This window comes from Variovorax sp. E3 (genome assembly GCF_016082275.1).
Lineage (GTDB): Bacteria > Pseudomonadota > Gammaproteobacteria > Burkholderiales > Burkholderiaceae_C > Variovorax.
The window spans coordinates 55,815-78,261 of record NZ_MOWM01000001.1 but is presented as its reverse complement, the minus strand read 5'-3'; the positions used below and the strand labels follow the sequence as shown (position 1 = coordinate 78,261).

At 67.1% G+C, this 22,447-nt stretch carries 17 protein-coding genes and 3 pseudogenes; 6 read left to right on the top strand and 14 right to left on the bottom strand.

Translation table 11 applies throughout. The features are described from left to right. Positions 1 to 15 precede the first annotated feature (15 nt). Together argA and BMG07_RS00370 are read right to left on the bottom strand one after the other, a co-directional pair. Entirely contained in the window at positions 16 to 1,362 is a 1,347-nt protein-coding gene (argA, locus tag BMG07_RS00375) for an amino-acid N-acetyltransferase (protein WP_198082694.1), read from the bottom strand. Positions 1,363 to 1,412: 50 nt separating this feature from the next. Then, positions 1,413 to 3,416 carry an AAA family ATPase gene (locus BMG07_RS00370; protein ID WP_198082693.1) on the bottom strand — a complete coding sequence of 668 codons (2,004 nt, stop codon included), beginning with the start codon at positions 3,414 to 3,416 and terminating at the stop codon, positions 1,413 to 1,415. A 371-nt stretch (positions 3,417 to 3,787) separates the two neighbouring features. Here BMG07_RS00370 and BMG07_RS44565 point away from each other — a divergent pair, with 371 nt between their 5' ends. Next, entirely contained in the window at positions 3,788 to 4,456 is a 669-nt protein-coding gene (locus BMG07_RS44565) for a DEAD/DEAH box helicase (RefSeq protein ID WP_374221209.1), read from the top strand. After that, positions 4,384 to 7,653, top strand: a complete 3,270-nt coding sequence (gene hrpA, locus BMG07_RS00365) for an ATP-dependent RNA helicase HrpA (protein ID WP_374221208.1) — start codon at positions 4,384 to 4,386, stop codon at positions 7,651 to 7,653. The genes BMG07_RS44565 and hrpA overlap by 73 nt, the downstream gene beginning before the upstream one ends. Before the next feature lie 67 nt (positions 7,654 to 7,720). Here hrpA and BMG07_RS00360 read toward each other — a convergent pair whose 3' ends face one another. The 6 genes and pseudogenes from BMG07_RS00360 to lptF form a co-directional block, all read right to left on the bottom strand. After that, entirely contained in the window at positions 7,721 to 7,879 is a 159-nt protein-coding gene (locus BMG07_RS00360) for a DUF3309 family protein (protein ID WP_198082692.1), read from the bottom strand. Positions 7,880 to 8,032: 153 nt separating this feature from the next. Then, positions 8,033 to 9,127, bottom strand: a complete 1,095-nt coding sequence (locus BMG07_RS00355; protein ID WP_269758481.1) for a pyridoxal phosphate-dependent aminotransferase — start codon at positions 9,125 to 9,127, stop codon at positions 8,033 to 8,035. Positions 9,128 to 9,354: 227 nt separating this feature from the next. Further along, positions 9,355 to 10,295 (bottom strand): annotated as a pseudogene (locus tag BMG07_RS00350) (CysB family HTH-type transcriptional regulator). A gap of 63 nt (positions 10,296 to 10,358) precedes the next feature. Continuing rightward, positions 10,359 to 10,745: a sirohydrochlorin chelatase gene (locus tag BMG07_RS00345; protein WP_198082691.1), complete on the bottom strand. Its 387-nt coding sequence runs from the start codon at positions 10,743 to 10,745 to the stop codon at positions 10,359 to 10,361. Next, positions 10,742 to 11,854, bottom strand: coding sequence for an LPS export ABC transporter permease LptG (gene lptG / locus BMG07_RS00340; protein WP_198082690.1), 1,113 nt, complete (start codon positions 11,852 to 11,854; stop codon positions 10,742 to 10,744). The genes BMG07_RS00345 and lptG overlap by 4 nt, the downstream gene beginning before the upstream one ends. Continuing rightward, positions 11,851 to 12,975: an LPS export ABC transporter permease LptF gene (gene lptF, locus BMG07_RS00335; protein WP_198082689.1), complete on the bottom strand. Its 1,125-nt coding sequence runs from the start codon at positions 12,973 to 12,975 to the stop codon at positions 11,851 to 11,853. The genes lptG and lptF overlap by 4 nt, the downstream gene beginning before the upstream one ends. A gap of 21 nt (positions 12,976 to 12,996) precedes the next feature. Between lptF and BMG07_RS00330 the strand changes: the two are divergent. From BMG07_RS00330 to BMG07_RS00315, 4 genes and pseudogenes are all read left to right on the top strand, one after another. Continuing rightward, positions 12,997 to 14,527, top strand: a pseudogene (locus BMG07_RS00330) (leucyl aminopeptidase). Then, on the top strand, positions 14,524 to 14,964 hold the full coding sequence (locus tag BMG07_RS00325) for a DNA polymerase III subunit chi (protein ID WP_198082688.1): 441 nt from the start codon (positions 14,524 to 14,526) through the stop codon (positions 14,962 to 14,964). The pseudogene BMG07_RS00330 and the gene BMG07_RS00325 overlap by 4 nt, the downstream one beginning before the upstream one ends. Positions 14,965 to 15,102: 138 nt before the next feature. Beyond that, entirely contained in the window at positions 15,103 to 15,369 is a 267-nt protein-coding gene (locus tag BMG07_RS00320; RefSeq protein WP_269758480.1) for a hypothetical protein, read from the top strand. Positions 15,370 to 15,504: 135 nt separating this feature from the next. After that, positions 15,505 to 16,701 (top strand): annotated as a pseudogene (locus tag BMG07_RS00315) (branched-chain amino acid ABC transporter substrate-binding protein); the annotation flags it as partial. Positions 16,702 to 16,793: 92 nt separating this feature from the next. On the opposite strand, the gene BMG07_RS00310 reads toward BMG07_RS00315, so the two are convergent. The 6 genes from BMG07_RS00310 to BMG07_RS00285 all read right to left on the bottom strand — a co-directional run bounded on the left by BMG07_RS00310 (position 16,794) and on the right by BMG07_RS00285 (position 22,424). Then, positions 16,794 to 17,207: a response regulator gene (locus BMG07_RS00310; protein ID WP_198082687.1), complete on the bottom strand. Its 414-nt coding sequence runs from the start codon at positions 17,205 to 17,207 to the stop codon at positions 16,794 to 16,796. A gap of 78 nt (positions 17,208 to 17,285) precedes the next feature. Continuing rightward, the gene (locus BMG07_RS00305) at positions 17,286 to 17,642 is read right to left on the bottom strand and encodes a hypothetical protein (RefSeq protein ID WP_198082686.1); all 357 of its coding nucleotides are present in this window, start codon (positions 17,640 to 17,642) and stop codon (positions 17,286 to 17,288) included. A gap of 168 nt (positions 17,643 to 17,810) precedes the next feature. Then, positions 17,811 to 18,719, bottom strand: a complete 909-nt coding sequence (locus BMG07_RS00300; protein ID WP_198082685.1) for an AraC family transcriptional regulator — start codon at positions 18,717 to 18,719, stop codon at positions 17,811 to 17,813. A gap of 66 nt (positions 18,720 to 18,785) precedes the next feature. Next, positions 18,786 to 19,817 carry an ABC transporter permease gene (locus BMG07_RS00295; RefSeq protein WP_198082684.1) on the bottom strand — a complete coding sequence of 344 codons (1,032 nt, stop codon included), beginning with the start codon at positions 19,815 to 19,817 and terminating at the stop codon, positions 18,786 to 18,788. Beyond that, positions 19,814 to 21,406, bottom strand: a complete 1,593-nt coding sequence (locus BMG07_RS00290; protein ID WP_198082683.1) for a sugar ABC transporter ATP-binding protein — start codon at positions 21,404 to 21,406, stop codon at positions 19,814 to 19,816. Before BMG07_RS00290 ends, BMG07_RS00295 begins: the two co-directional genes overlap by 4 nt. Before the next feature lie 13 nt (positions 21,407 to 21,419). Continuing rightward, positions 21,420 to 22,424 (bottom strand): substrate-binding domain-containing protein, encoded by a 1,005-nt coding sequence (locus tag BMG07_RS00285; RefSeq protein WP_198082682.1) that lies wholly within the window; start codon positions 22,422 to 22,424, stop codon positions 21,420 to 21,422. Positions 22,425 to 22,447: the final 23 nt, after the last annotated feature.

Sequence of the window (22,447 nt, the reverse complement as noted above, 5' to 3'; positions counted from 1 at the left end):
GCTTTCAGCGGCCGGTCAGATCTTCTTGACCAGCACCTGGCTCTTGCGGTCCCAGTTGTACTTGCGCTTGCGGGCTTCGGGCAGCCAGTCGGGGTTGACCTGCTGGAAGCCCCGCTTGAGGAACCAGTGCATGGTGCGCGTGGTAAGCACGAAGATGCTGTCCAGGCCCATGGCCTTGGCGCGGTGCTCGATGCGCTTGAGGATGCGTTCGCCGTCGCCTTGCGACTGCGTGTGCGGCGACACCGTGAGCGCGGCCATCTCGGCGGTGCGTTCCTCGGGGTAGGGGTACAGCGCCGCGCAGCCGAAGATCACGCCGTCGTGCTCGATTACCGTGTAGTGGCCCACGTCGCGCTCGATCTCGTTGCGGTCGCGCTTGACCAGCGTGCCGTCGCGCTCGAAGGGTTCGATCAGCTGCAGGATGCCGCCGATGTCGTCCACCGTGGCTTCGCGCAGGCTCTCGAGTTTTTCGTCGATCACCATGGTGCCGACGCCGTCGTGCACGTACACCTCGAGCAGCAGCGAGCCGTCGAGCGCGAACGGCAGGATGTGGTTGCGCTCCACGCCGGCCTTGCAGGCCTTCACGCAGTGCTGCAGGTAGAAGGCCGTGTCGGTCGGCTTCTGCGGCGGCGGCAGCGAGGCGAGCAGCTTTTCGGCGGCGTCCAGCGGCAGCTCGGTGTCGATCGGGTTGTCTTCGCTTTCGGGCAGCTCGCTGTCCATGCGGATGCCCGGAATTTCCGTCAGGAAGATCAGCTTGTCGGCCTGCAGCGAGATGGCGACGCTGGTGGCCACCTCTTCCATCGTCAGGTTGAAGGCCTCGCCGGTCGGCGAGAAGCCGAAGGGCGACATGAGCACCATCGCGCCGAAGTCCAAGGTGCGGCGAATGCCCGCCGCGTCCACCTTGCGCACCAGGCCCGAGTGCTTGAAGTCCACCCCGTCGACCACGCCCACGGGGCGCGCGGTGATGAAGTTGCCCGAGATCATGCGCACCGTCGAGCCGGCCATCGGCGTGTTCGGCAGGCCCTGGCTGAAGGCGGCCTCGATCTCGTAGCGCAACTGGCCGGCGGCCTCTTGCGCGGAGTCCAGCGCCACCTCGTCGGTGATGCGGATGCCGTGCGAGTACTTCGCCTCATGGCCCTTGGCCGCGAGCTGCTCGTTGACCTGCGGACGGAAGCCGTGCACCAGCACGATCTTGACGCCCATGCTCTGGATCAGCGCCAGGTCTTGCGCGATGTTCTGCAGCTTGCCCGCCGCGATCGCCTCACCCGCCAGCCCGACCACGAAAGTCTTACCGCGATGCGTGTGAATGTAGGGCGCGACCGAGCGGAACCAGGGCACGAAGGTGAAATTGAAGACGGTGGACATGGGGCGTGATTGTGCATTCATGAGACGTCGTTTGCCTGACTCGGAAAATGTCAGGCGATGGCGCGCAGCACGCGGGCCGCGCTGGCGGGAATGGCCGCCCCGGCGCCCTTGGCGGGCGCCGGAAGCTGCAGGTCGGCATGGCGGGCGCGAAAGCCCGCCAGCAGCGCCGAATAGGCGTCGGTCGATGCGCCCGCGCCGGTCGTTGCCGGGTCCGGCAGGTCGAGCATGGCGGCCAGTTCGGCCGGCGCGATCGAGCCGTCGCGCATCAGCGCGTCGACCACCGCCATCAGCGCCGGCGTGTGCGTGCCGAGCAGCGCGAGCGCGCGGGCCAGCTCCTGCGCCAGCAGGGCCTCGATCTCGGGGTCGGTCGCGGCCACGTCGGTGTTGACGTGCTCGTTCGCCTCGGTCGAGACGTCGGTGCGGCTCAGGCGCGTGCCGAAGGCGAAGTGGCGCACGTACTGCGCCGCCTGGGCCGTGGCCTGCATGACGTCCTGCGTGGCGCCCGAGGTGCAGGCCTGCTCGCCGAACACCAGCTGCTCGGCGGCGCGGCCCGCCAGGCTCACGCAGATGCGGTCGCGCAGGTTCTCCTTGGACCAGGCCTTGCGCTGCTCGTAGCTGTTGTAGCCGCCCTCGAACGAGGCCACGTTGATCTTGATCTCCTGCGGCGCGCGGCCGAACAGCAGCCCGTAGACCACGCCGTGGCCCGCCTCGTGCACGGCGAGCAGGGCGCGGAAGTCCTCGCTCGAGCGCTGCTTGAGGCGGTTCAGTTCCAGCGAAACCGGAAATTGGCGGCGCGCCTTGCGGTACCTGGCCTGGATGCAGGAGGCACCCGCGTCCAGCGTGAGCCACACCGGCTCGCTGCCGTTGGCGCCTTGCTCCAGCGCCCACAGTGCGGCGTTGACCAGCGTGGCGCTCAGGATCGCGTGGATCGACGAGAACAGCGGGCGCGTGCCCTGCGCCGGGAACACGGCGTTGGCGTAGATCTGCTCGTACACGCTCGCGTCGAGCACGAAGCGCACGCCGGAGCTTTCCTGGATCTCGGCCACGTAGCGGTCGCAGATCGACAGGATCAGGCGCACGTAGGTCGCGCGGTTGAACGAGGGGTAGATCACGTGGTTGTTGCCCAGGCGCGCGATCTGCTCGGGGCGGAAGCGCTCGGCCAGCGCCTTCTTCACGTCGATGACCGAGAGCTTCTTCGTCAGCGCATGGAAGATGTCGGCGTCGGTGTCGCAGTCTTCCACGCGGCGCGCGGTCTCGGCGTACATCTCGTCCAGGTTGCCCGAAACGAACACCAGCAGCTTGCTGTAGTCGGTTTCCCAGCTCTGCTGCGAGTCGCGGAAGTCGCGCAGGCGCGCATGCACCTGCGAGGGCTTCCACGCCATGATCTGCAGCAGGGTGTCGGGCAGCTTCAGGCAGCGCTTGACCTCGCGGGCCTCCCAGGGCGTCAGGTGCAGCTTGCGCTTCTTGTGGCCGTCTTTCTTCTTGTCGGCGGGGCCGTCGCGGTCTTGTTCGTACTCGGCTTGCGCGAGCGACGACTCGATTTCGCGCAGCATCGACAGCGCGGGCGGCAGGCGGCCGTCGGACAGCAGCGCCCACACGTCCTGGTAGCGCTCGACCTTGGCGTCGTGCCCGTTGCCGTCGACCGTGCGAAAGCGCTGGAACTCGTCCAGCACCAGGATGCCCGGCGTGCCTTCGGCAATGCCCGAGGCGGCCAGCATGGCCGAGATCGAGCCGCGGCTGTGGTAGCCCGAGCCGTGGCTGAAGCCGTCCATCTGCACTTCGATGAAGCGGTCGTAGAAGCCCAGGTGCTGGGCCAGGCGGCGCACCAGCTGCGTCTTGCCGGTGCCGGTGAGGCCCCAGAGGCAGACGATGACGGGGCGGCTGATGAGCTGCGGCAGCACATACCAGGCGCGCAGCGAATCGATCACGCGATCGATGATGTCGTCGATGCCGAAGAGCTCGGTCTTCAGGGCTTCGGCAACGGTCTGCAGCTGGCGCGTGCGCTCGGACAGCTGGACATGCAGGTTGGAGTGGATGTGGATGTCTTTGGACATGGTGTTTTTCTTCTTGATCGAACAGGTACGGAAAAGCGGCCGCTCCTTCACGCGAAGGAGTCGGCGGTGGGGCGCTGTGGGGGCGGTTGCGGCGCTTCTGTGTCTGAAGCGCGCGGGGCGCGGCTTCAGGCCGGGCGAGGCAACTTGACCCGTCCATGCGCGGTGGGCGCACGGCTTGCGCAGCGACGGCGCAAGGAGGTGGGGGCAAGGCAGGACATGGACGCGATCGTAGCGGCGGCCTGCGGTAGAGTAAAGACTATTTACGCCGCGCATCGCCATCCCGTGGCGCACTGTGGGCGCACTGCAACAAACGCCGCGCGCACCGATAATCGACGGTTTGCCCGCCGCGCCAGCCCGACGACTGCCTTCCCTTGACGACCACGACCCCCTCCGCACCGCTTCGAATCGAATTCCCCGAGTCGCTCCCTGTTTCCGGCAGGCGCGACGAGATCATGGCCGCCATCTCGGCGCACCAGGTCGTGATCGTGTGCGGCGAAACGGGTTCGGGCAAGACCACGCAGTTGCCCAAGATCGCGCTCGCGCTGGGGCGCGGCAAGCTCAATGCCGAGCCGGGCAAGGGCCGTCTCATCGGCCACACGCAGCCGCGCCGCATTGCCGCCAGCTCGGTGGCCAAGCGCATCGCCGAAGAGCTGAAGACGCCGCTGGGCGACGTGGTCGGCTTCAAGGTGCGCTTCCAGGACCGGCTGAGCCGCGACGCCTCGGTCAAGCTGATGACCGACGGCATTCTGCTGGCCGAGACGCAGACCGACCCGCTGCTGAAGGCCTACGACACGCTCATCATCGACGAGGCGCACGAGCGCTCGCTGAACATCGACTTCCTGCTGGGCTACCTGCGCGAGATCTTGCCGCGCCGGCCCGACCTGAAGGTGATCGTCACCTCGGCCACCATCGACGCCGACCGCTTCGCGCAGCACTTCGCCTCGGCCAAGGGCCGGCGCCGACCATCATGGTGTCGGGCCGCACCTTCCCGGTGGAGCAGCGCTACCGGCCCTTCGAAGAGTCGCGCGAGCACGACCTGAACGACGCCATCGCCGACGCGGTCGACGAGCTCTGGCGCGACCCGCACCACGCGGGCGACATCCTGATCTTCTTGCCCGGCGAGCGCGAGATCCGCGAGGCCGCCGACCACCTGCGCCGCCACGTCAGCCACCAGCCGCTGTTTCGCAGCGCCGAGGTGCTGCCGCTGTTCGCGCGGCTGTCGGGCCCCGAGCAGGACCGCATCTTCGAGAGCCACAACGGGCGGCGCATCGTGCTGGCCACCAACGTGGCCGAGACCTCGCTCACCGTGCCGGGCATCCGCTACGTGATCGACACCGGCACGGCGCGCGTCAAGCGCTACAGCTTCCGCAGCAAGGTCGAGCAACTGCTGGTCGAGCCGATCAGCCAGGCCGCGGCCAACCAGCGCGCGGGCCGTTGCGGCCGTGTGGCGAACGGCATCTGCATCCGGCTGTACGACGAAAAAGACTTCGAAGGCCGTCCGCGCTTCACCGACCCCGAGATCCTGCGCTCGTCGCTGGCGGGCGTGATCTTGCGGATGAAGTCGCTGCGCCTGGGCGACGTAGCGCAGTTTCCGTTCCTGGAAGCGCCGTCGCCGCGCGCGATTGCAGACGGCTACCAGCTGCTGAACGAGCTCGGCGCGGTCGACGACGCCAACGAGCTCACGCACACCGGCGCCGAACTCTCGCGGCTGCCGCTCGACCCGCGCGTGGGCCGGATGATCCTGGAAGCCCGCGCGCGCGGCGCGCTCGAAGAAGTGCTGATCATCGCGTCCGCGCTCAGCGTGCAGGACGTGCGCGACCGCCCGATGGAAGCGCAGCAGCAGGCCGACCAGGCCCATTCGAAATTCGACGACGAGAAGAGCGAGTTCAGCGGCTACCTGCGGCTGTGGAAGTGGATCGCCGACGCGCGCGGCGGCCACGGCGACACCCACAAGCTCAGCAACCGGCAGTACGAGCAGTTGCTGCGCCAGAACTTCATCAACATCCGCCGCGTGCGCGAGTGGCGCGACATCCATTCGCAGCTGCTCACGGTCGTGACCGAGCACAAGTGGCGCATCAACGCCGAGCCCGCGGGCTACGAGCCGCTGCACCTGTCGATGCTTGCGGGCCTGCTGGGCAACGTGGGCTGGAAGCTCGAAGACGACGAGGCCTATCTCGGCGCGCGCGGCATCAAGTTCTACAAGCACCCGGGCGCGCACCTGAAGAAGAAGCCGGGCCGCTGGATCGTGGCCGCCGAACTGGTCGAGACCACGCGGCTCTTCGGGCGCGGCGTGGCCAACATCGAGCCGCAGTGGCTGGAGCAGGTGGCGGGGCATCTGCTGAAGAAGCAGTTGCTCGACCCGCACTGGGAGAAGAAAGGCGCGCAGGTTTCGGCGCTGGAGCGCGCGACGCTGTACGGCCTGGTGGTGTACAGCGGGCGGCGCGTCGACTTCACCAAGGTCGACCCGGTGGCGGCGCGCGAAATCTTCATCCGCGAAGCGCTGGTCGGCGGGCAATGGGAGAGCAAGTTCCCGTTTCTCACGGCCAACCGCAAGCTGGTGCGCGAGGTCGAGGGGCTGGAGCACAAGTCGCGCCGGCAGGACGTGCTGGTCGACGACGAGCTGATCTTCGCCTTCTACGACGCGCAACTGCCCGCCGACGTGGCCAGCGGCATCACCTTCGAGAACTGGTACCGCCACACGTCGAAGGATCAGCCGCGCCTGCTGTTCCTGACGCGCGACGAGCTGATGCGCCATCAGGCTGCCGGCATCACCACGCAGTCGTTCCCGCCGACGCTGCGGCTGGGCGGCGTCGACTGCGCCGCGACCTACCTGCACGAACCCGGCGACGCGAAAGACGGGCTCACCGTCAGCGTGCCGCTGTTCGTGCTCAACCAGGTGAGCGAAGAGCGTTGCGAATGGCTCGTGACCGGCATGCTCAAGGACAAGATCCAGGCGCTGCTCAAGAGCCTGCCGCAGCGCCCGCGCTCGCGGCTGGTGCCGCTGCCGGAGTCGGCCTCCAAGCTGGCCGAGGCGCTGTCGGTGCCCGAGCTGTTCGGCGCGGGTTCGCTGACCGACGTGCTGCTCAAGCGCGTGCGCGACATGACCAGCATCGACGTCAAGCGCGCCGACTTCAAGCTCGACATGCTGCCGCCGCACCTGTTCATGAACCTGCGCGTGATCGACGAGCACGGCCGGCAGCTGGGCATGGGGCGCAACCTGGGGGCGCTGAAGGCCGAACTTGGTGCGCAAGCGCGCGGCGCGTTCCAGGCGCTGGCGGGGCTGAACGTGAAGGCGTCGCCCGAGAAGAAGGCGGCGGCCACGCAAGACGGCGCGAAGACGCCCGCAAAAGCGGCGGCGAACACGCCTGCGCCCGCCGCATTGCCCGCCGGCCAGCGCTACACGGCCTGGAGCTTCGGCGAGTTGCCCGAGCTGATGGAAGTGCGGCGCGGCTCGCAATCGCTGATCGGCTTTCCGGCGCTGCGCGACGAGGGCGACGCCGTGACCATCGAGGTGTTCGACGAGCCCGCCGTGGCCGCCGCCAAGCACCGCGCCGGCCTGCGCCGCCTGTTCGCGCTGCAGCTGAAAGACGCGCTCAAGTACCTCGAGAAGAACATCCCCGACCTGCAGAAGATGTCGGTGGCCTACATGCCGCTCGGCACGTCGGAAGAGCTGCGCACGCAGATCATCGACGTGGCGATCGACCGCGCGTTCCTGCAGGAGCCCTTGCCCACCGACGAGTTCGCGTTCAAGAAGCGGCTGGAAGAGGGGCGCGGTCGGCTCACGTTGATCGCCAATGAAGTGGCCCGGCTCGCGTCGATCATCCTCGTGGAGTACGCGGCCGCCGCGCGCAAGATCAAGGACACCAAGATCCAGCCCGATGCCGTGCAGGACGCCGCGCAGCAGCTGCAGCGCCTGGTCGGCAAGCGCTTCATCGCCGATGCGCCGTGGACGCAGCTGCAGCACTTTGCGCGCTACCTCAAGGCCATCGTGCTGCGGCTCGACAAGCTTCGCGCCGACCCCGCGCGCGACGCCGCCAAGCTGACCGAACTCAAGCCGCAGGACCAGCGCTACTGGCGCCTGGTGGCCGAACGCAAGGGCGTGGTGGACGAGCGCATGCTCGAATTCCGCTGGCTGCTGGAGGAGTTGCGCGTGAGCTTCTTCGCGCAGGAGCTGCGCACGCCGCAGCCGGTGAGCGTGAAGCGGCTGGACAAGGCCTGGGCGCAGTTGCAGGCCTGACCCGGGCGTGCGACAGACAAAACAAAGCCCGCAGTCGCGGGCTTTGTTTTTCAGGGGCTGGCTGCGTCTATATGCGTCCCATGAGCACCAGGATCACGACGATCAGCACGATCAGGCCCACACCGCCGCTGGGACCGTAGCCCCAGGAGCGGCTGTAGCCCCAGCTCGGCAGCGCGCCGATCAGTATCAGGATCAGAATGATCAGCAGAATGAACGAGAGCGACATGTTTTCTCCAGGGCGTTGTTGTGATGAGCTTTCATGCTCACCCCGCCCGGTCGCGCGCATCGCCGGATAGCCGCCCCTTCGGCGGTCAGCCAAAGTCCTACCGCGGGCGTCGGCGCTTTGCCGGCCGGCCCGCAGGCAGGCGCGCTGGGCCTGTCAGAGGCGCGCGAGCCGCTCCAGCGCGGCGAGCAGCGTCTCGTCTTTCTTGGCGAAGCAGAAGCGCACCACGCGCTGGTCGAAACCGTTGCCGTAGAAGGCCGACAGCGGGATCGCCGCCACGCCGATCTCGCGCGTGAGCCAGAGGCAGAAGTCGGCTTCCGACAGGTCGCTCACCGCCGAGATGTCGACGCACTGGAAGTAGCTGCCCTCGCTGCGCAGCAGCTTGAAGCGCGTCTTCTCGGCCAGGCCGGCGGCGAACAGGTCGCGCTTGCGCTGGTAGAAGGCCGGCAGTTCGAGGTACGGCTTGGGCTCGGCCATGTAGCGCGCGAGCGCGTGCTGCATCGGCGTGTTCACGGTGAACACGTTGAATTGGTGCACCTTGCGGAACTCGGCCATCAGCGGCGCCGGCGCGGCCACGAAGCCGACCTTCCAGCCGGTGACGTGGTAGGTCTTGCCGAAGCTGCTGACGATGAAGCTGCGCGCCGCCAGGCCGGGGAAGCGCGCCACGCTTTCATGGCGCGCGGCGTCGAACACCATGTGCTCGTAGACCTCGTCGCTGATCACGAACACGTCGGTGGGGGCGAGCAGCTCCTCGAGCTTGCGCATCTCGGCCTCGGTCCAGACGGTGGCGCTCGGGTTGTGCGGCGTGTTGATGATGATGGCGCGCGTGCGCGGCGTGAGTGCGGCGGCGATCTTGTCGAAGTCGGGACGGAAGGTGCCCGGGGTGAGCGGCACGCGCACCACGCTGCCGCCGGCCAGTTCGATGTTGGGCACGTAGCTGTCGTAGCAGGGCTCCAGCACGATCACTTCGTCACCCGCGCGCACCACGGCGAGGATGGCCGTGATGATGGCTTGCGTGGCGCCGGCGGTCACGGTGATTTCCGTGGCCGCGCTGTAGTCGTGGCCGTACAGCGCCGAGATCTTGGCGGCGATGGCATCGCGCAGCGCCGCAATGCCCGGCATCGGCGGGTACTGGTTGTGGCCCGCGGCCATGGCCGCCGTCACGTCTTCGAGCAGCTTCGGATCGCAGTTGAAATCCGGAAAACCCTGGCCCAGGTTGACCGCGTTCTTCTCGGCGGCCAGCGTCGACATGACGGTGAAGATGGTGGTGCCGACGGAGGGCAGCTTGGTGCGACGTCGGGCGTGCGTGGGGACGTGCTCATGATGTTCGTGGTTTCAGTTGTTCCTGCGCCAGCCCATCGTCTGTCGTCGGTCCCTTCCAGGAACACCGCGGAACCGGCTTTGCCGGGCCGCTGGTGTTGCCCCCGGAGGGGGTTGGCGAAGCGACACGAAGTGCGCGAAGACTGGGGGAGGTTCTATTACAGCTCGTAGTCTTGTTGATGGCCGCTCAAGGCCTTGGCGATCAGGTTGCGGTCGAGGCGGTCGCTCAGCAGCTCGGCGAACTTGAAGACGAAGTTGCGCAGATAGGCGCTGCGCTTGAAGGCGACGCGGGCGATATTCTGGCCGAACACATGGCCCATGGGGCGCACCACGAGGTCGGCGTTCGACTCGTCGCGCACGGCCATTTCGGCCACGATGCCCACGCCAAGGCCCAGGCGCACGTAGGTCTTGATCACGTCGGAGTCGATGGCTTCGAGCGCGATGCGCGGCGTGAGCTTCTTCTGCGCGAAGGCGTGGTCGATGCGCGTGCGGCCGGTGAAAGACGGGTGGTACGTGATGATCGGCTCGAGCGCCAGGTCTTCGAGCGAAATGCGCTCCTTGGCCGCCAGCGGATGGTCCTTGGGCAGCACCAGCACGTGCTGCCATTCGTAGCAGGGCAGGGTCACGAGCTCGGCATAACCGTCGAGCGATTCGGTGGCAATGCCGATTTCGGCGATTTCGTCGATCACCATGCGCGCCACCTGGTCGGGCGAGCCTGGTGCAGGCTCACGTTGACCTTGGGGTAGGCCTCGCGCAGGTTGGCCACGGGCACGGGCAGCACGTAGCGCGCCTGCGTGTGGGTGGTGGCAATCGAGAGGGTGCCGCTGTCCTGGGCGCTGAACTGTTCGCCGATGCGCTTCAGGTTGCCCACCTCGCGCATGATCAGCTCGATGCTGGCGATGACGTGCTGGCCCGGCTCTGTGACGCGCTTGAGGCGCTTGCCGTGGCGCGCGAAGATTTCAACGCCCAGTTCTTCCTCGAGCTCGATGATGGCCTTGGAGACACCGGGCTGCGAGGTATGCAGCGCCTTGGCCGCCTCGGTGAGGTTCAGGTTGCGCCGCACGGCTTCCTGAACAAACTTGAACTGATGCAGATTCATATCAAATTCCGTCTTATTGCGGAATTCATTATGCCTTCGGAATCTATCGAAATGGCCGGAACTTCAGGTTTTGATGGCAATTTTGGCCAGCAGGTCGACCAGTTCGGGCTCTTCGCCCACGATGCGGGCGAGCGAGATGTCGGTGGCGGGCCAGCGCTGGCGCAGCGCTTCGAGCTGCTGCGGCAGGTCTTCGCGGGCGTGCTTGCCCATGCCCAGGAACAGCGGCACCACGCGGATGGCGGTGGCGCCTGCGGTGATCAGCGCTGCTGTCGCGGTCGGCAGGTCGGGCGTGGCCAGCTCCATGTAGGCGCAGGTCACGAGCGCGTCGGGCGCGCGCCCGATCACGCGCGTGGCCACGGCCTCGATGGGCTCGCGCCAGCGCGCGTCGCGCGAGCCGTGCGCCAGCAGGATGATGCCCTGCGCCTGCTTCTTGCCGAGGGGCGTGGTCATCGTCGCAAGACCAGCCAGCTGAAGGCCGTCAACGACATCACCGAATAGATCAGTCCCGGCGCCGCCGCCGTGAGCCACGGCGACCAGTTGCTCAGGTTGCCGAGGTAGCCGAACACGTTGTTCAGCAGGAAGAAGCTGATGCCGATCATCACGCCGCCGAACACGTAGGTCGTGATGCCCGCCTGGCGGAAGTGCAGGTAGGCGAAGGGCAGGGCGAGCACCACCATCACCAGGCACGACAGCGGGTAGAACACCTTGCGCCAGAACTCGATTTCGTAGCGCTGCGCGGTCTGGCCGTTGGCGTCCAGGTGGCGGATGTAGTCGAACAGGTCGATCGTGCTCATGCGGTCGGGCCGCAGCAGCGCGACCGAGACCATCTCGCTGGTCAGCGAGGTCGGCCAGTTCATTTGCGGGAGCTGGGTGCTGACGATGTGGGCCTGTTCGGCCGAGCTGCGCGTGTCGTACTTCTGCTCGTTCACGTCGGTGAGGATCCAGTGGCCGTCGCTGCCGATGGTCGCCGAGTCCGCGGTGACCTGCATGCTGATGTAGCCCTTGTCGTCGAACTCGAAGATGCGCGGGTTCTTCAGTGCGCCCTTGCGGTCGATGGCCAGCACGTTGACGGCGTAGGAGACGTCGCCGCGCTTTTCCTTGAGCCATGCGCCGGTGTTGCCCGCCAGCGAGTAGGTGCCCTGGTAGCGCGCCTTGAGCAGCTGGCCCGTGCGCTCCGAATTCGGCGCCACGTAGTCGCCGATGGCGAAGGTCAGCACCACGAAGCCGATGCCCAGCAGCAGCAGGGTGCGCAGCGCGCGCCAGGGCCCCAGGCCGCTGGTGCGCAGGATGGTGTATTCGGAGCTTTGCGCCAGCCGCGCCATCACGAAGATGGCGCCGATCAGCACCGTGATCGGCAGCAGCTCGTACAGGTGGCTCGGGATCAGCAGCGCGACATAGATCAGCGCCTGCAGCGGCCCGTAGTTGAGGCTGTCGGGCTTGCCGATGGACTGCAGCTCGTCGACGAAGTCGAAGAAGAAAAAGAGGCTCAGGAAGCCGAGCGTCACGAACGCGACGGACTTCAGCACCTCCGCGTAGATCAGGCGTCTTATCGTTTTCACGTGGTGGGTTCGATCTTTGGCGTTGGCATCGGCGTCACGGCGCGGCTGCGCTTGGCGCCGCGCCCCCAGTTGTTCTGGCGCGCGCTGAGCCACGCCAGGTTGATGAGCAGCACGCCCCCGTGCAGCGCCACCATGAAGCCGCCCATGCCGAAGCGGCCCGAGCTGATCCAGCTCTGGCCCAGGTTCAGCATGTTGTAGTAGACGACGAAGGCGAACAGGGCCAGCAGCAGGTTGCCGCTGCGCCCGACGCGGGGGTTGGCGCTGGACACGTTCAGCGCCAGCAGCACGAAGTTGACGGCGGTCAGCAGCATGCCGATGCGCCAGGCCAGCTCGCCCCGGCTCACGTCGCTCGGGTCGCCCAGCAGCGACAGCGTGGTGCGGGCGCGGGACGGCGTGGCGTCGTCCACGAGGCCGGAGCCGCCGCCGGCGCGGGTGCCGTAGGTCTTGAATTCGCTGATCTTCAGGCCGGTGTTGGCCATCGGCTGCTCCAGCCGCTGGCCGTTGTTCAGCAGCAGGTAGCGCGAATCGCCGATGTTCTCGATGCTGCCGCTGCGCGCCGAGGTGGTGATCTGCATGTTGCGCTCGATCGACCAGATGAAGACGTTGGTGGCCTTGGAGTTGTCCGGCGTCTCCTTGTCGATGAAGAACACCCGCACGCGGCCGGCCGATTCGCGGAACTCACCGGGCGCCACGCGCTCGATGTCGCTGCGCTGCTCGTACTGCTTGCGCATGCCGATGGTCTGCGAGTTGGCCCAGGGCCAACCCACCAGCGCCATGACGGCGATCAGGATCAGCACCGGCCAGGCGAAGCGGAACAGGGGCTTCACGAAGTCCATGAGACCGCGGCCACTGGAAAACCAGATGACCATTTCGCTGTCGCGGTACATGCGCGAGAGCGTGCCGACGATGGCGATGAACAGGCTCAGGCTCAGGATGGTCGGCATGTAGCCGAGCACCGTGTAGGCCATCACCAGGAACACCTCCTGCGGGTTCACACTGCCCTTGGACGCGAGCCCGAGGGTACGGATGAGCATCATGGTCATCACGATGGTGACCAGAACCACGAGGGTCGCTCCGAAGCTGCGGGACAGCTCCTTGCGTAGGGAAGAATGGAATAACATCGTTCGAGGAAAAAAAGGATTATGGACTTTCAACTCAAGACCCTCACCGTCGCCCAGGCCGCAGCCGAGAAATCCGATGTCCTGATCGTGCTCGTCGGCAGCGCCCCGCTCACCACCAAGACCCGCTTTCCGTGCTGGCGGCCAGTGCCCGCAAGGCCGGCGACCTGCCCGACAAGGCTGGAAAACTGCTCTCGCTGTACCGCCCGGACGACGTCGTGGCGTCCCGCGTGGTGCTCGCGGCCATCGGCGACGGCAAGCCCGCGTCGGTGCGCAGCGGCGTGACCGCGGCGGTCGGCGCGGCCAAGGCTCAGGGGCCGAAGCGGGTGGTCGTGGTGTTCGCGCAGCCCGCCGACGGCGCCGCGGTGGCTTGCGCCGTCACGGCGGCGGCTGACGCCAGCTATGTCTACACGACCACCAAGTCGAAGGTGGAGCCGCGCAGTATCCGCCACCTGACCGTCGGCGTGCCCGATGCGGCCGGCGTGACGGCTGCGTTCAACGATGCCCGCGGCACCGTCCAGGGCATCGAGCTGGCCAAGGAGTGGGGCAACCGCCCCGCCAACCACGCCACGCCCACGCTGCTGGGCGAGGCCGCCAAGCGCTGGCCAAGCTGCCGAAGATCAAGTGCGAAGTGCTGGGCCCGAAGGAAGTCGAGAAGCTCGGCATGGGCTCGTTCATGGCCGTGGCGCAGGGCTCGGCCGAGCCGCTGCGCTTCATCGTGCTGCGCTACCAGGGCGGGCCCAAGGACCAGGCGCCCGTGGTGCTGGTCGGCAAGGGCATCACCTTCGACACCGGCGGCGTTTCGCTCAAGCCGGCGGCCGAAATGGACGAGATGAAGTTTGATATGTGCGGCGCGGCCAGCGTGCTCGGCACCTTCCGCGCGCTGGGCGACATCCAGCCGAACATCAACGTCGTCGGCCTGATCCCCTCGTGCGAGAACATGAACGACGGCCGCTCGGTCAAGCCCGGCGACGTGGTCACGAGCATGAGCGGGCAGACCATCGAGGTGCTCAACACCGACGCCGAAGGCCGCCTGATCCTGTGCGATGCGCTCACCTATGCCAAGCGCTTCGACCCCGCCGCCGTGATCGACATCGCCACGCTGACGGGCGCCTGCGTGGTGGCGCTCGGCGGCGTGCGCAGCGGGCTGTTCTCCAGCGACGAAACACTGGCCGCTGCGTTGCAGGCCGCCGGCGAAACGTCGCAAGATCGCTGCTGGCGCCTGCCGCTCGATGACGACTATGCGGAAGGCCTCAAGAGCAACTTCGCCGACGTGGCCAACATCGCGGGCCGTGCCGGCGGTGCCATCACCGCGGCCAAGTTCCTGCAGCGCTTCACCGGCGACTTCGCCTGGGCCCACCTCGACATCGCGGGCACGGCCTGGAAGAGCGGGGCGGCCAAGGGCTCGACGGGTCGCCCGGTGGGGCTGCTCGTTTCGTACCTCTTGAGCCGCGCGGGCGGCGAAAAGGTGGGCGCGGCCGACAAGGCCCCAACGCCCAAGGCATCCCCCAAGACGCCCGCATCCCCGGCTCGAAAGGCCCGGTCCGCCAAGTGACGGAAATCGGTTTTCACTACAACGCGCCCGACAAGCTGAACTACGCCTGCCGGCTGGTTCGCAAGGCCGTCAACACGCGCGGCCTGCGCGTGGTGGTGGTGGGCGATGCGCGTGCGCTCGACGTGGTGGACGCCGCGCTCTGGCAACTGTCGCCGGTCGACTTCGTCGCGCATTGCCGTGGCGACGCACCGGCCCATGTGGTCGCTCGCTCGCCCGTCATTCTTTCTTCGGACGGGGCCGACGCGGCCTCGCTGCCGCACCGCGAGATGCTGGTGAACCTCGGGCTCGAAGTGCCCGCGGGCTTCGAGCGCTACGAGCGCCTCATCGACATCGTGAGCGACGAGGGCAACGACCGCCAGGTCGGCCGCTCGCGCTGGCGCCACTACGCCGACCGCGGCTACACCATCCAGCCGCACGACTTCGCAAAGAGTTCCTGACATGGCCAGCACGCTGCGCACGCCGCCCCGGTTCGTTCCCACCCTGACCACGGTGCTCGAGATTCCGGCGGAGCCGCGGGCCTGGCGCACCCGGAACCCGAGGCCGCGCCGGCCGCCGCGCCCGACCCGGCGAGCACCATGGCACTGCCGCCCGCGGCGCAGTTGTCGCAGGCCGAAATCGTCAGCCTCGAAGAGCAGCTTCTGCACCGTGTTCTGCAGCGCGTCGACCTGTCTCTGGAAGAGCGTTTGAGCGACACCGTGTCAGCTGCCGTTCAGCATCAACTCGACGCAATGGTGCCGCGTTTGCGCAATGAAATCGAAGCCGTTCTGCGTGCGTTGGTGATCGAGGCAATGGCCGCCGAACTCAGCGAAAACACAGGGTCTACGCCAGCTTCCGGCGCATAAATTCCCGGCTAAACTGCGCCGCAGGTCGGAAGGGCGTGAGGGTGCCGCTGGTCTGCGGCGCGAAACTTGCGAGGTCTAGCAGCCCGGATCACACGACCGGTTTTTTATTCTTTTATCCAAGTTCTGGAGGTTCTCATGCAATTGAAATGGACTGCGGTCGCGCTGGCTGCAATCACGCTCGTGGCTTGCGGCAAGAAAGAAGAAGCTGCTGCTCCCGCTCCAGCACCGACCGCCGCGGCTCCGGCTGCAGCTGCACCCGCACCTGCCGGAGAAACGCTGGTCGTCAAGATCGGTCACGTGGCACCTACCAGCGGTCCCATTGCCCACCTCGGCAAGGACAACGAAATGGGCGCGAAGATGGCCATCGAGGACCTGAACGCCAAGGGCCTGAAGATCGGTGACAAGACCGCCAAGTTCGAGCTGGTCGCCGAAGACGACGCCGGCGATCCGAAGCAAGGCACCGCAGTGGCCCAGAAGCTCGTGGACGAAAAGGTCAACGGCGTGGTCGGCCACCTGAACTCGGGCACCACCATCCCCGCCTCGAAGCTGTACAGCGACGCCGGCATTCCGCAGATCTCGCCTTCGGCCACGAACCCGAAGTACACGCGCCAAGGCTTCAAGACCACGTTCCGCGTGGTGGCCGACGACACGCAACTCGGCGGCACGCTGGGCAAGTACGCCGTCGAAACGCTCAAGGGCAAGAACATTGCCGTGATCGACGACCGCACGGCCTACGGCCAGGGCGTTGCCGAAGAATTCGAGAAGTCGGCCAAGGCCGCTGGCGCCACCATCGTGGGCCACGAATTCACCACCGACAAGTCGACCGACTTCAACGCCATCCTGACCAAGCTGAAGGCCTCCAAGCCCGACGTTCTGTTCTTCGGCGGCATGGACGCCGTCGGCGGCCCGATGCTCAAGCAAGTCAAGCAACTCGGCCTGAACGTCAAGTTCATGGGCGGCGACGGCCTGTGCACCGGCGAACTGCCGAAGCTGGCTGGCGATGCCATCGGCGAAGACATGGTGGTGTGCGCCGAAGCCGGCGGCGTGGACGGCGACTTCAAGCAGCCGCTGGAAGACTTCAAGGCCAAGTTCAAGACCAAGAACGGCGTCGAAGTGCAGATCTATGCACCGTACGTGTACGACGCGGTCAACGTGCTGGCCGAAGCCATGGTCAAGGCCGGTTCCTCGGACCCCGCCAAGTACCTGCCTGAAGTCGGCAAGGTGCAATACAAGGGTGTGACCGGCCCGATCGCCTTCGACGAAAAGGGCGACATCAAGAACGGCGCGCTGACGCTGTACACCTACAAGGGCGGCGCACGCACGCAGATCGCGTGGTGCGCTGATTCGCTTCGGCAACTGCGCGCACTTTGCGCCAAAGAGAAAGGGCCTTCGGGCCCTTTTTTCATGCGCGCTTCAGCGGTGGTTCAGAGCGGCGCAAGGCCCGAGGGGCGGTCGGTGTTGCAGTACTCGATGAAGGCGTCGAGGTCGCGCGACTTGTCGAACACGGCGTCGGCGCCCAGGGCTCCGCAGCGTGCGCGGATGTCGGCGGTGACGTAGTTGCTCAGCACCACGACGCGCTGCCCCGGCTTGCGCGTCTTGCAGCCGGCCAGCACGCCGAGGCCGGAGCCTTCCTTGAGGAACAGGTCGACGATCAGGAGCTGCCAGTCGTCGGGGTGCGCCGCGATCCACGCGAGCGCATCCGATTCGGTTTCGGCGAAGCCGACCACATGGCCGTTGACCAGGTCCTCGAGTGCAGGGACCAGGTTGTCCCTGATGGTCTTGTTGTCCTCGACGAGGAACGTGATGAGGCCATGCCGTGGTTTCGCTTTGAGAACCAATAGCGTAGCGTGCCGGACGCGCCGCAGCGTAGGAGAAGGGATACGGACGGCGGGAGCGGAGCGCGACGATGCGGAGGGTCAGTCGGCGTTTTCCGCGCGGATCCTGGCCTTGAGCTTCTCGGCCAGCGCCTGGCTCTCGTCGCGTTCGGCCGTCACCTCGAGCCGCTTCTCGATCTCTTCACTCAGGGCCGCGTTGACCTCGGCCAGCTTCTTCGCGGACTTGGCCAGCTTTTCCTCGAGCTGGCTCGTGTGTTCGATGGCTTGCGCCACTTCACCGACCTGTACTTCGTCGGGCAGCTCCTGTTCGAGCACCGTGTTCACCACGGCCAGGTTGTCGGAGGCCCGCTGCACATCGGCGGCCACCTGTTCGCTTTTTTCCAGCGTGCGGTCCAGCGATGTCGTGCCACGCGGCGGGGTTTGCGGTTGTCCAGCCATCGAGGCTCCTTTTGCGGGCTTGAAAGTAAACCTTTGGATCGTACTGCTAGACGAATGCCTCCGCGACCCTGAGCGCTGTTGTTGCAAAGCAACGTGTCTCGTGACACTCCGGGCGGCAGGAAGCCCCGACGATCTCTTCGTCTTAGCGACGGACCCCACCGCCGCCGCTCATTGCACGGTTCGGCGGTACGCTGTGTCGTTGCGGAATTCGCTGGGCGTCACGCCCTTGATCCGTCGAAAGTGGCGGTTGAAGTTCGACACGTTGTTGAACCCGACCAGGTAGCAGATGCTGGAGACGGCGTGCCGGCCTTCGCGCAGCAGCCGGCAGGCCTCGGTGATGCGCACGCGCGTCACGAATTCGGTGAACGTATGACCGGTGGCAAGCTTGAAGAACCGCGAGAAGGCCGAGCGGGTCATGCCGGCATGCGTGCTCACGCTTTCCAGGGACAGGCCGAGCGCGCAGTGTTCATGGATGTGCGCGAGCGCTTTCTCGATCCGTTGCTGGTGCTGGGCGGCGTCGCGCGTTGTTCTGCGCTCGACTTGCTCGCGGCTCTCGATCGACGAGAGCGACCGGCACGAAGGCCATTTCGCCAGTTCGTTCAGAAGCGCGGCGAACTCCGTGAAGCGTGCCAGGCCCGACAGGGCCCGGACGCGATGAATGCGGCGCCGGACGTCCTCGCCGACGTCGAGAAATTCGATGCCGCGCCCCGCACGGTTCAGGAACTGCATCGCGTCGTGGAGCTCGGGAAACAGATCCGTTGCCTTGCGCAGGCTTTCGTCCTTGAACTGGATGGTGAGGCTGCGCACCTCGACGCCCTGCGCGGGCAGGTCGAAGGACACGAAGTTGTGCGGCACCTGCGGTCCGATGAGGACCAGAGAACCCGGCCCGAAATTCGAGATGTCGTCGCCGATGTAGGCCTTGCCGCGGGTCGCCACGATGAGATGAAGCTCGTAGTCGTCGTGGTAGTGCCAGCGCTCTTGCGGCGAGGGGGCGCCGTGCGTCGTGCAGCGCACCAGGCTGCGCGGCGCGAGCTCCGATCCCGGCTCGGGAGCGCGCAGCGTGTCGTGTTCGTACATGGCCCCGCGCGCAGTTGCGATCGCGATCGGGGGTCTTGTCTGTTGTTGCTGGAGCATCGTCGTCGTTCAGCCGCGCTTGCGCATGGCAAAGCAGGTTCCCGCCACCAGAATGAAGCCGCCGATGATCACCTTCTGCCAGGTGCTCGGCACGCCCGCAAGAATGAGCACGCTGTTGATCAGCGTGACCAGCACCACGCCCAGCAGCGTGCCGCCCACGGTGCCGCTGCCGCCGGTGATGCGCGCGCCACCCAGGATCACGGCCGCGATCACGTCCAGCTCGTTGCCCACCAGGTCGAACGGGTTCGCCAGCCGGGTGCTCGACACATGCACGATGCCCGCCAGCCCCGACAGCAAGCCCGCATAGGCGAACACGAAGACGTGCACGGTGCGCAGGTTGTAGCCCAGCCGTTCCGCGATCGTGAGGCTGCCGCCAATGGCATACACCGCGCGGCCGATGAGCGTGCGGTTCAGCAGCCACCAGGTCAGCACCGCCGCGCCGGCCAGCACCAGCACGGTGGCGGGCAGCACCACGTGCAGGCCCTGCGGCGTGTCGAAGCGCCAGAGCGCGAGCTTGCCGAAGGCGTCCATCGGCGCGGGCACGTTCATGAAGAACACCGTGCCCACGAAGGTCAGCAGGATGCCGCGGTACAGGTACTGCGTTCCGATGGTCACGATGAGCGAGGGCGCCTTCAGCCAATGCACGAGCAGTCCGTTGAGCACGCCCAGCACCGCGCCGCTGGCCGCGCCGGCCACCAGCAGCACGGCGATGTGGGCGTCCGGGAAGTAGTTCAGAACCAGCTTGGTGATGCTGTACATCGTGAGCGCGGCAATGGCCGCGAACGACACGTCGATGCCGCCGGCGGCCAGCACGATCAGCACGCCCAGCGCGAACAGGCCGAGCACGGTGCAGGCGCGCACGATGTCGAACAGCACCGGCAACTGGAAGAAGCTCGGGTTGATGGCGCCGACCGCCAGGCACACCAGCACGATCAGTGCCAGCGTGAAGGCCGAAGGGCGCTGCGCGAGCCACTCGCGCAGGGAAGCGCGGGGCAGGGTGGGCGCCGCGGCCGGGCGCGCTTGAAGGGTGGAGACGTTCATGAGAGGGCCTGGGCCTCGGTGGGCGTGGGTGTGTCGGAGATCAAGGCGCGGTAGAGCTCGCTCTCGGCCAGGCCTTGCGCGTCGAAGTCGTGGGCGATGCGGCCCTTGCGCATCAGCAGGATGCGGTCGCAGTTCTGCAGCAGCTCCTGCAGGTCGTCGCTCACCAGGATGACGCTGAGGCCCTGTTCGGCCAGCCGCTGCACGATGCGGTAGATGGTGTCCTTCGAGCCCACGTCCACGCCCACGGTGGGGCCGTGCAGGATGAGCACGCGCGGGCCGATGGCGAGCCAGCGGCCGATCAGCACGCGCTGCTGGTTGCCGCCCGAGAGCGACTGCACGGGGCGGTCGACGTCGGGCGTGGCGATCTGCAGGTCGCTCACGGTGCGCTCGGCCAGTGCCTGGCATTGCCCGGCGTCGAGCGCGCCGAAGCGCCCGCGCAGGCGGTCGAGCACGGCCGTGACGATGTTGTCGCGGATCGGCTTGTCCAGGAACAGGCCTTCGCTCAGGCGGTCTTCGGGCACGTAGCCGATGCCCTGGCGAATGCCGTCCGTCGGCGTCTTCAACGTGATCTGCCGGCCGTCGAGCGCGACGCGCCCGTGGTCCGCGGCCTGCACGCCGGCCAGGGCCAGCGCCAGTTCGTTGCGACCCGAGTCGAGCAGCCCGGTGATGCCCAGGATCTCGCCCTTGTGCAGTGTGAAGTCCACATCGCTGAACTGCGCGCCGCGGCCCAGCCCTTCGACGTGCAGCAGCGCCTGCGTGCCGCGTTCCCTGAGGCGATAGCGCGCGCCGTCGAGCTGCTTGCCGGTCATCCAGTGCCCGATCTGGACCTTGGTGAAGTCCTTGATCGGACCCTGCGCCACCTTGCTGCCGTCACGGAACACGATGGCCTGGCCGCCCATGGCGATGCACTCGTCGAGCTTGTGGCTCACGAACAGCACGGCCACGCCCTGCGCGCGCAGCGCCTCGACCACGTGCACGAGGTTGTCGACCTCCTTCTGCGTGAGCGAGGTGGTGGGCTCGTCCATGATGACCATGCGCGCGCGCGTGGCCACGGCGCGCGCAATGGCAATGAGTTGTCGCGTGGCGATGGGGAGTTCGTCCACGCGCCGCGCGAGAAAGGCCGCGTCAGCCGGCAGCTTCACCGTTTCCAGCGCCCGCACGGCCGTGGCGGCCACCGCCTGGCGGTCGAAATGCCGCGCCAGCTTGCCGCCGGTTTGCACCAGCTGCTCGCTGAGCGCGACGTTCTCGGCCACGCTCATGTTCGGCAGCAGCGACAGGTCCTGGTAGACCGTCTCGATGCCGAGCGTGAGCGCCTTCAGCGGCGACAGCGACGCGTGCGGGCGGCCATCGATCACGATGCGCCCCTGGCTCGGGGGCTGCGCGCCCGAGATGATCTTGATGAGCGTGCTCTTGCCGCAGCCGTTCTCGCCGAGCAGGTGATAGATCTCGCCGGCTTCGATCGTGAGGTCGATGCCGCGCAGCGCGTGCACGCCCGCGAAGCGCTTGTGCACATCCTGCAGCTCGAGAAAGACGCGGCCTGCGGCCGGCGTTCCGGCGGGGGCCTGCGTGAGGGGCGCTGTGAGGGTCATGGCATTCCCGGGCTCAGAACGCGTACTGCTTGTAGTTCTTCTTGTCGACCTCGATCCAGGCCTGGCCCGTGACGACGACGCCCGCGCCCGGCCCCTTCCTGACCGAGACCTTGTTGTAGCCCGGCACGCCCAGGTCGGCGCCGTCGGCGATGGTCTTGCCGTCCAGCAGCATCTTGGCCGCCTTGTTCATGGCCAGGCCCGCGTCCTTCGGGTCCCAGAAGGCGATGCCGCCGACCGCGCCCGACTCCAGGAACTTGGCCGCCTCGCTCGGCAGGCCCGTGCCGTACACGCAGATCTTGCCCTGCAGGCCGGCTTCTTCCACCGCGCGGCCGATGCCCAGCACGTCGAGCGACGACGAACCCTGGAAGCCCTTCAGGTCGGGGTGCTTGCGCAGCATTTCCTTGGCCTTGCCGTAAGCCTTCTCGGCGTCGTTGAGCGACTCGTTCTTGGCGTCGACCAATTGCATCCTGGGGTACTTTTTGGCGTTCTCGGCGCCGCCGTCTGCCCATTGCACGTGCGACTGGCTGCCCAGCGAACCGACCAGCGAGGTCCATTTGCCCTGCTGGCCCATGCAGGCGGCCAGGCGTTCGTTGAGGCGCGCGCCGTAGGCGGTGTTGTCGAAGGCCTCGATGTCGGCCATGGTGCTCTTCTGGTTGTCGGCTTCGTGCGTCACGATCTTGATGCCGCGCGCCATGGCGCGCTTGAGCACGGGCTCCAGCGTGGGCGGGTCGATGGGAACGAGGGCGATCGCGTCGACCTTCCGGGCCACCAGGTCCTCGACCAGGCGCTGCTGCTGCGCGGCGTCGGCCTGGGCCGGGCCGATCTGGCGCGCGGCCACGCCCGGTGTGTTGGCGCCGAATTCCTTCACGCCCGCTTCCATGCGGTTGAACCAGCTGATGCCGGTGATCTTCACCACGGTCACGATGTCCTGCGGCTTGCCCTGGGCATGCAGCGCCGGGGCGAAGGCCGCGGCGGTCAGTGCGGCGGCGCAGGCGATTCCTGTTGTCTTCTTCAGCATTGGTTGTCTCCTTGCCCTCGGGG

Excerpts from the sequence above, each read along its gene's own strand:
- argA (WP_198082694.1), bottom strand. The coding sequence starts at position 1,362 with ATGTCCACCGTCTTCAATTTCACCTTCGTGCCCTGGTTCCGCTCGGTC.
- BMG07_RS00370 (WP_198082693.1), bottom strand. The coding sequence starts at position 3,416 with ATGTCCAAAGACATCCACATCCACTCCAACCTGCATGTCCAGCTGTCC.
- hrpA (WP_374221208.1), top strand. The coding sequence starts at position 4,384 with ATGGTGTCGGGCCGCACCTTCCCGGTGGAGCAGCGCTACCGGCCCTTC.
- BMG07_RS00360 (WP_198082692.1), bottom strand. The coding sequence starts at position 7,879 with ATGTCGCTCTCGTTCATTCTGCTGATCATTCTGATCCTGATACTGATC.
- BMG07_RS00355 (WP_269758481.1), bottom strand. The coding sequence starts at position 9,127 with ATGTCGACGCTGGCCGCCGAGAAGAACGCGGTCAACCTGGGCCAGGGT.
- BMG07_RS00345 (WP_198082691.1), bottom strand. The coding sequence starts at position 10,745 with ATGACCACGCCCCTCGGCAAGAAGCAGGCGCAGGGCATCATCCTGCTG.
- lptF (WP_198082689.1), bottom strand. The coding sequence starts at position 12,975 with ATGTTATTCCATTCTTCCCTACGCAAGGAGCTGTCCCGCAGCTTCGGA.
- BMG07_RS00320 (WP_269758480.1), top strand. The coding sequence starts at position 15,103 with ATGGCACTGCCGCCCGCGGCGCAGTTGTCGCAGGCCGAAATCGTCAGC.
- BMG07_RS00305 (WP_198082686.1), bottom strand. The coding sequence starts at position 17,642 with ATGGCTGGACAACCGCAAACCCCGCCGCGTGGCACGACATCGCTGGAC.
- BMG07_RS00300 (WP_198082685.1), bottom strand. The coding sequence starts at position 18,719 with ATGTACGAACACGACACGCTGCGCGCTCCCGAGCCGGGATCGGAGCTC.
- BMG07_RS00295 (WP_198082684.1), bottom strand. The coding sequence starts at position 19,817 with ATGAACGTCTCCACCCTTCAAGCGCGCCCGGCCGCGGCGCCCACCCTG.
- BMG07_RS00290 (WP_198082683.1), bottom strand. The coding sequence starts at position 21,406 with ATGACCCTCACAGCGCCCCTCACGCAGGCCCCCGCCGGAACGCCGGCC.
- BMG07_RS00285 (WP_198082682.1), bottom strand. The coding sequence starts at position 22,424 with ATGCTGAAGAAGACAACAGGAATCGCCTGCGCCGCCGCACTGACCGCC.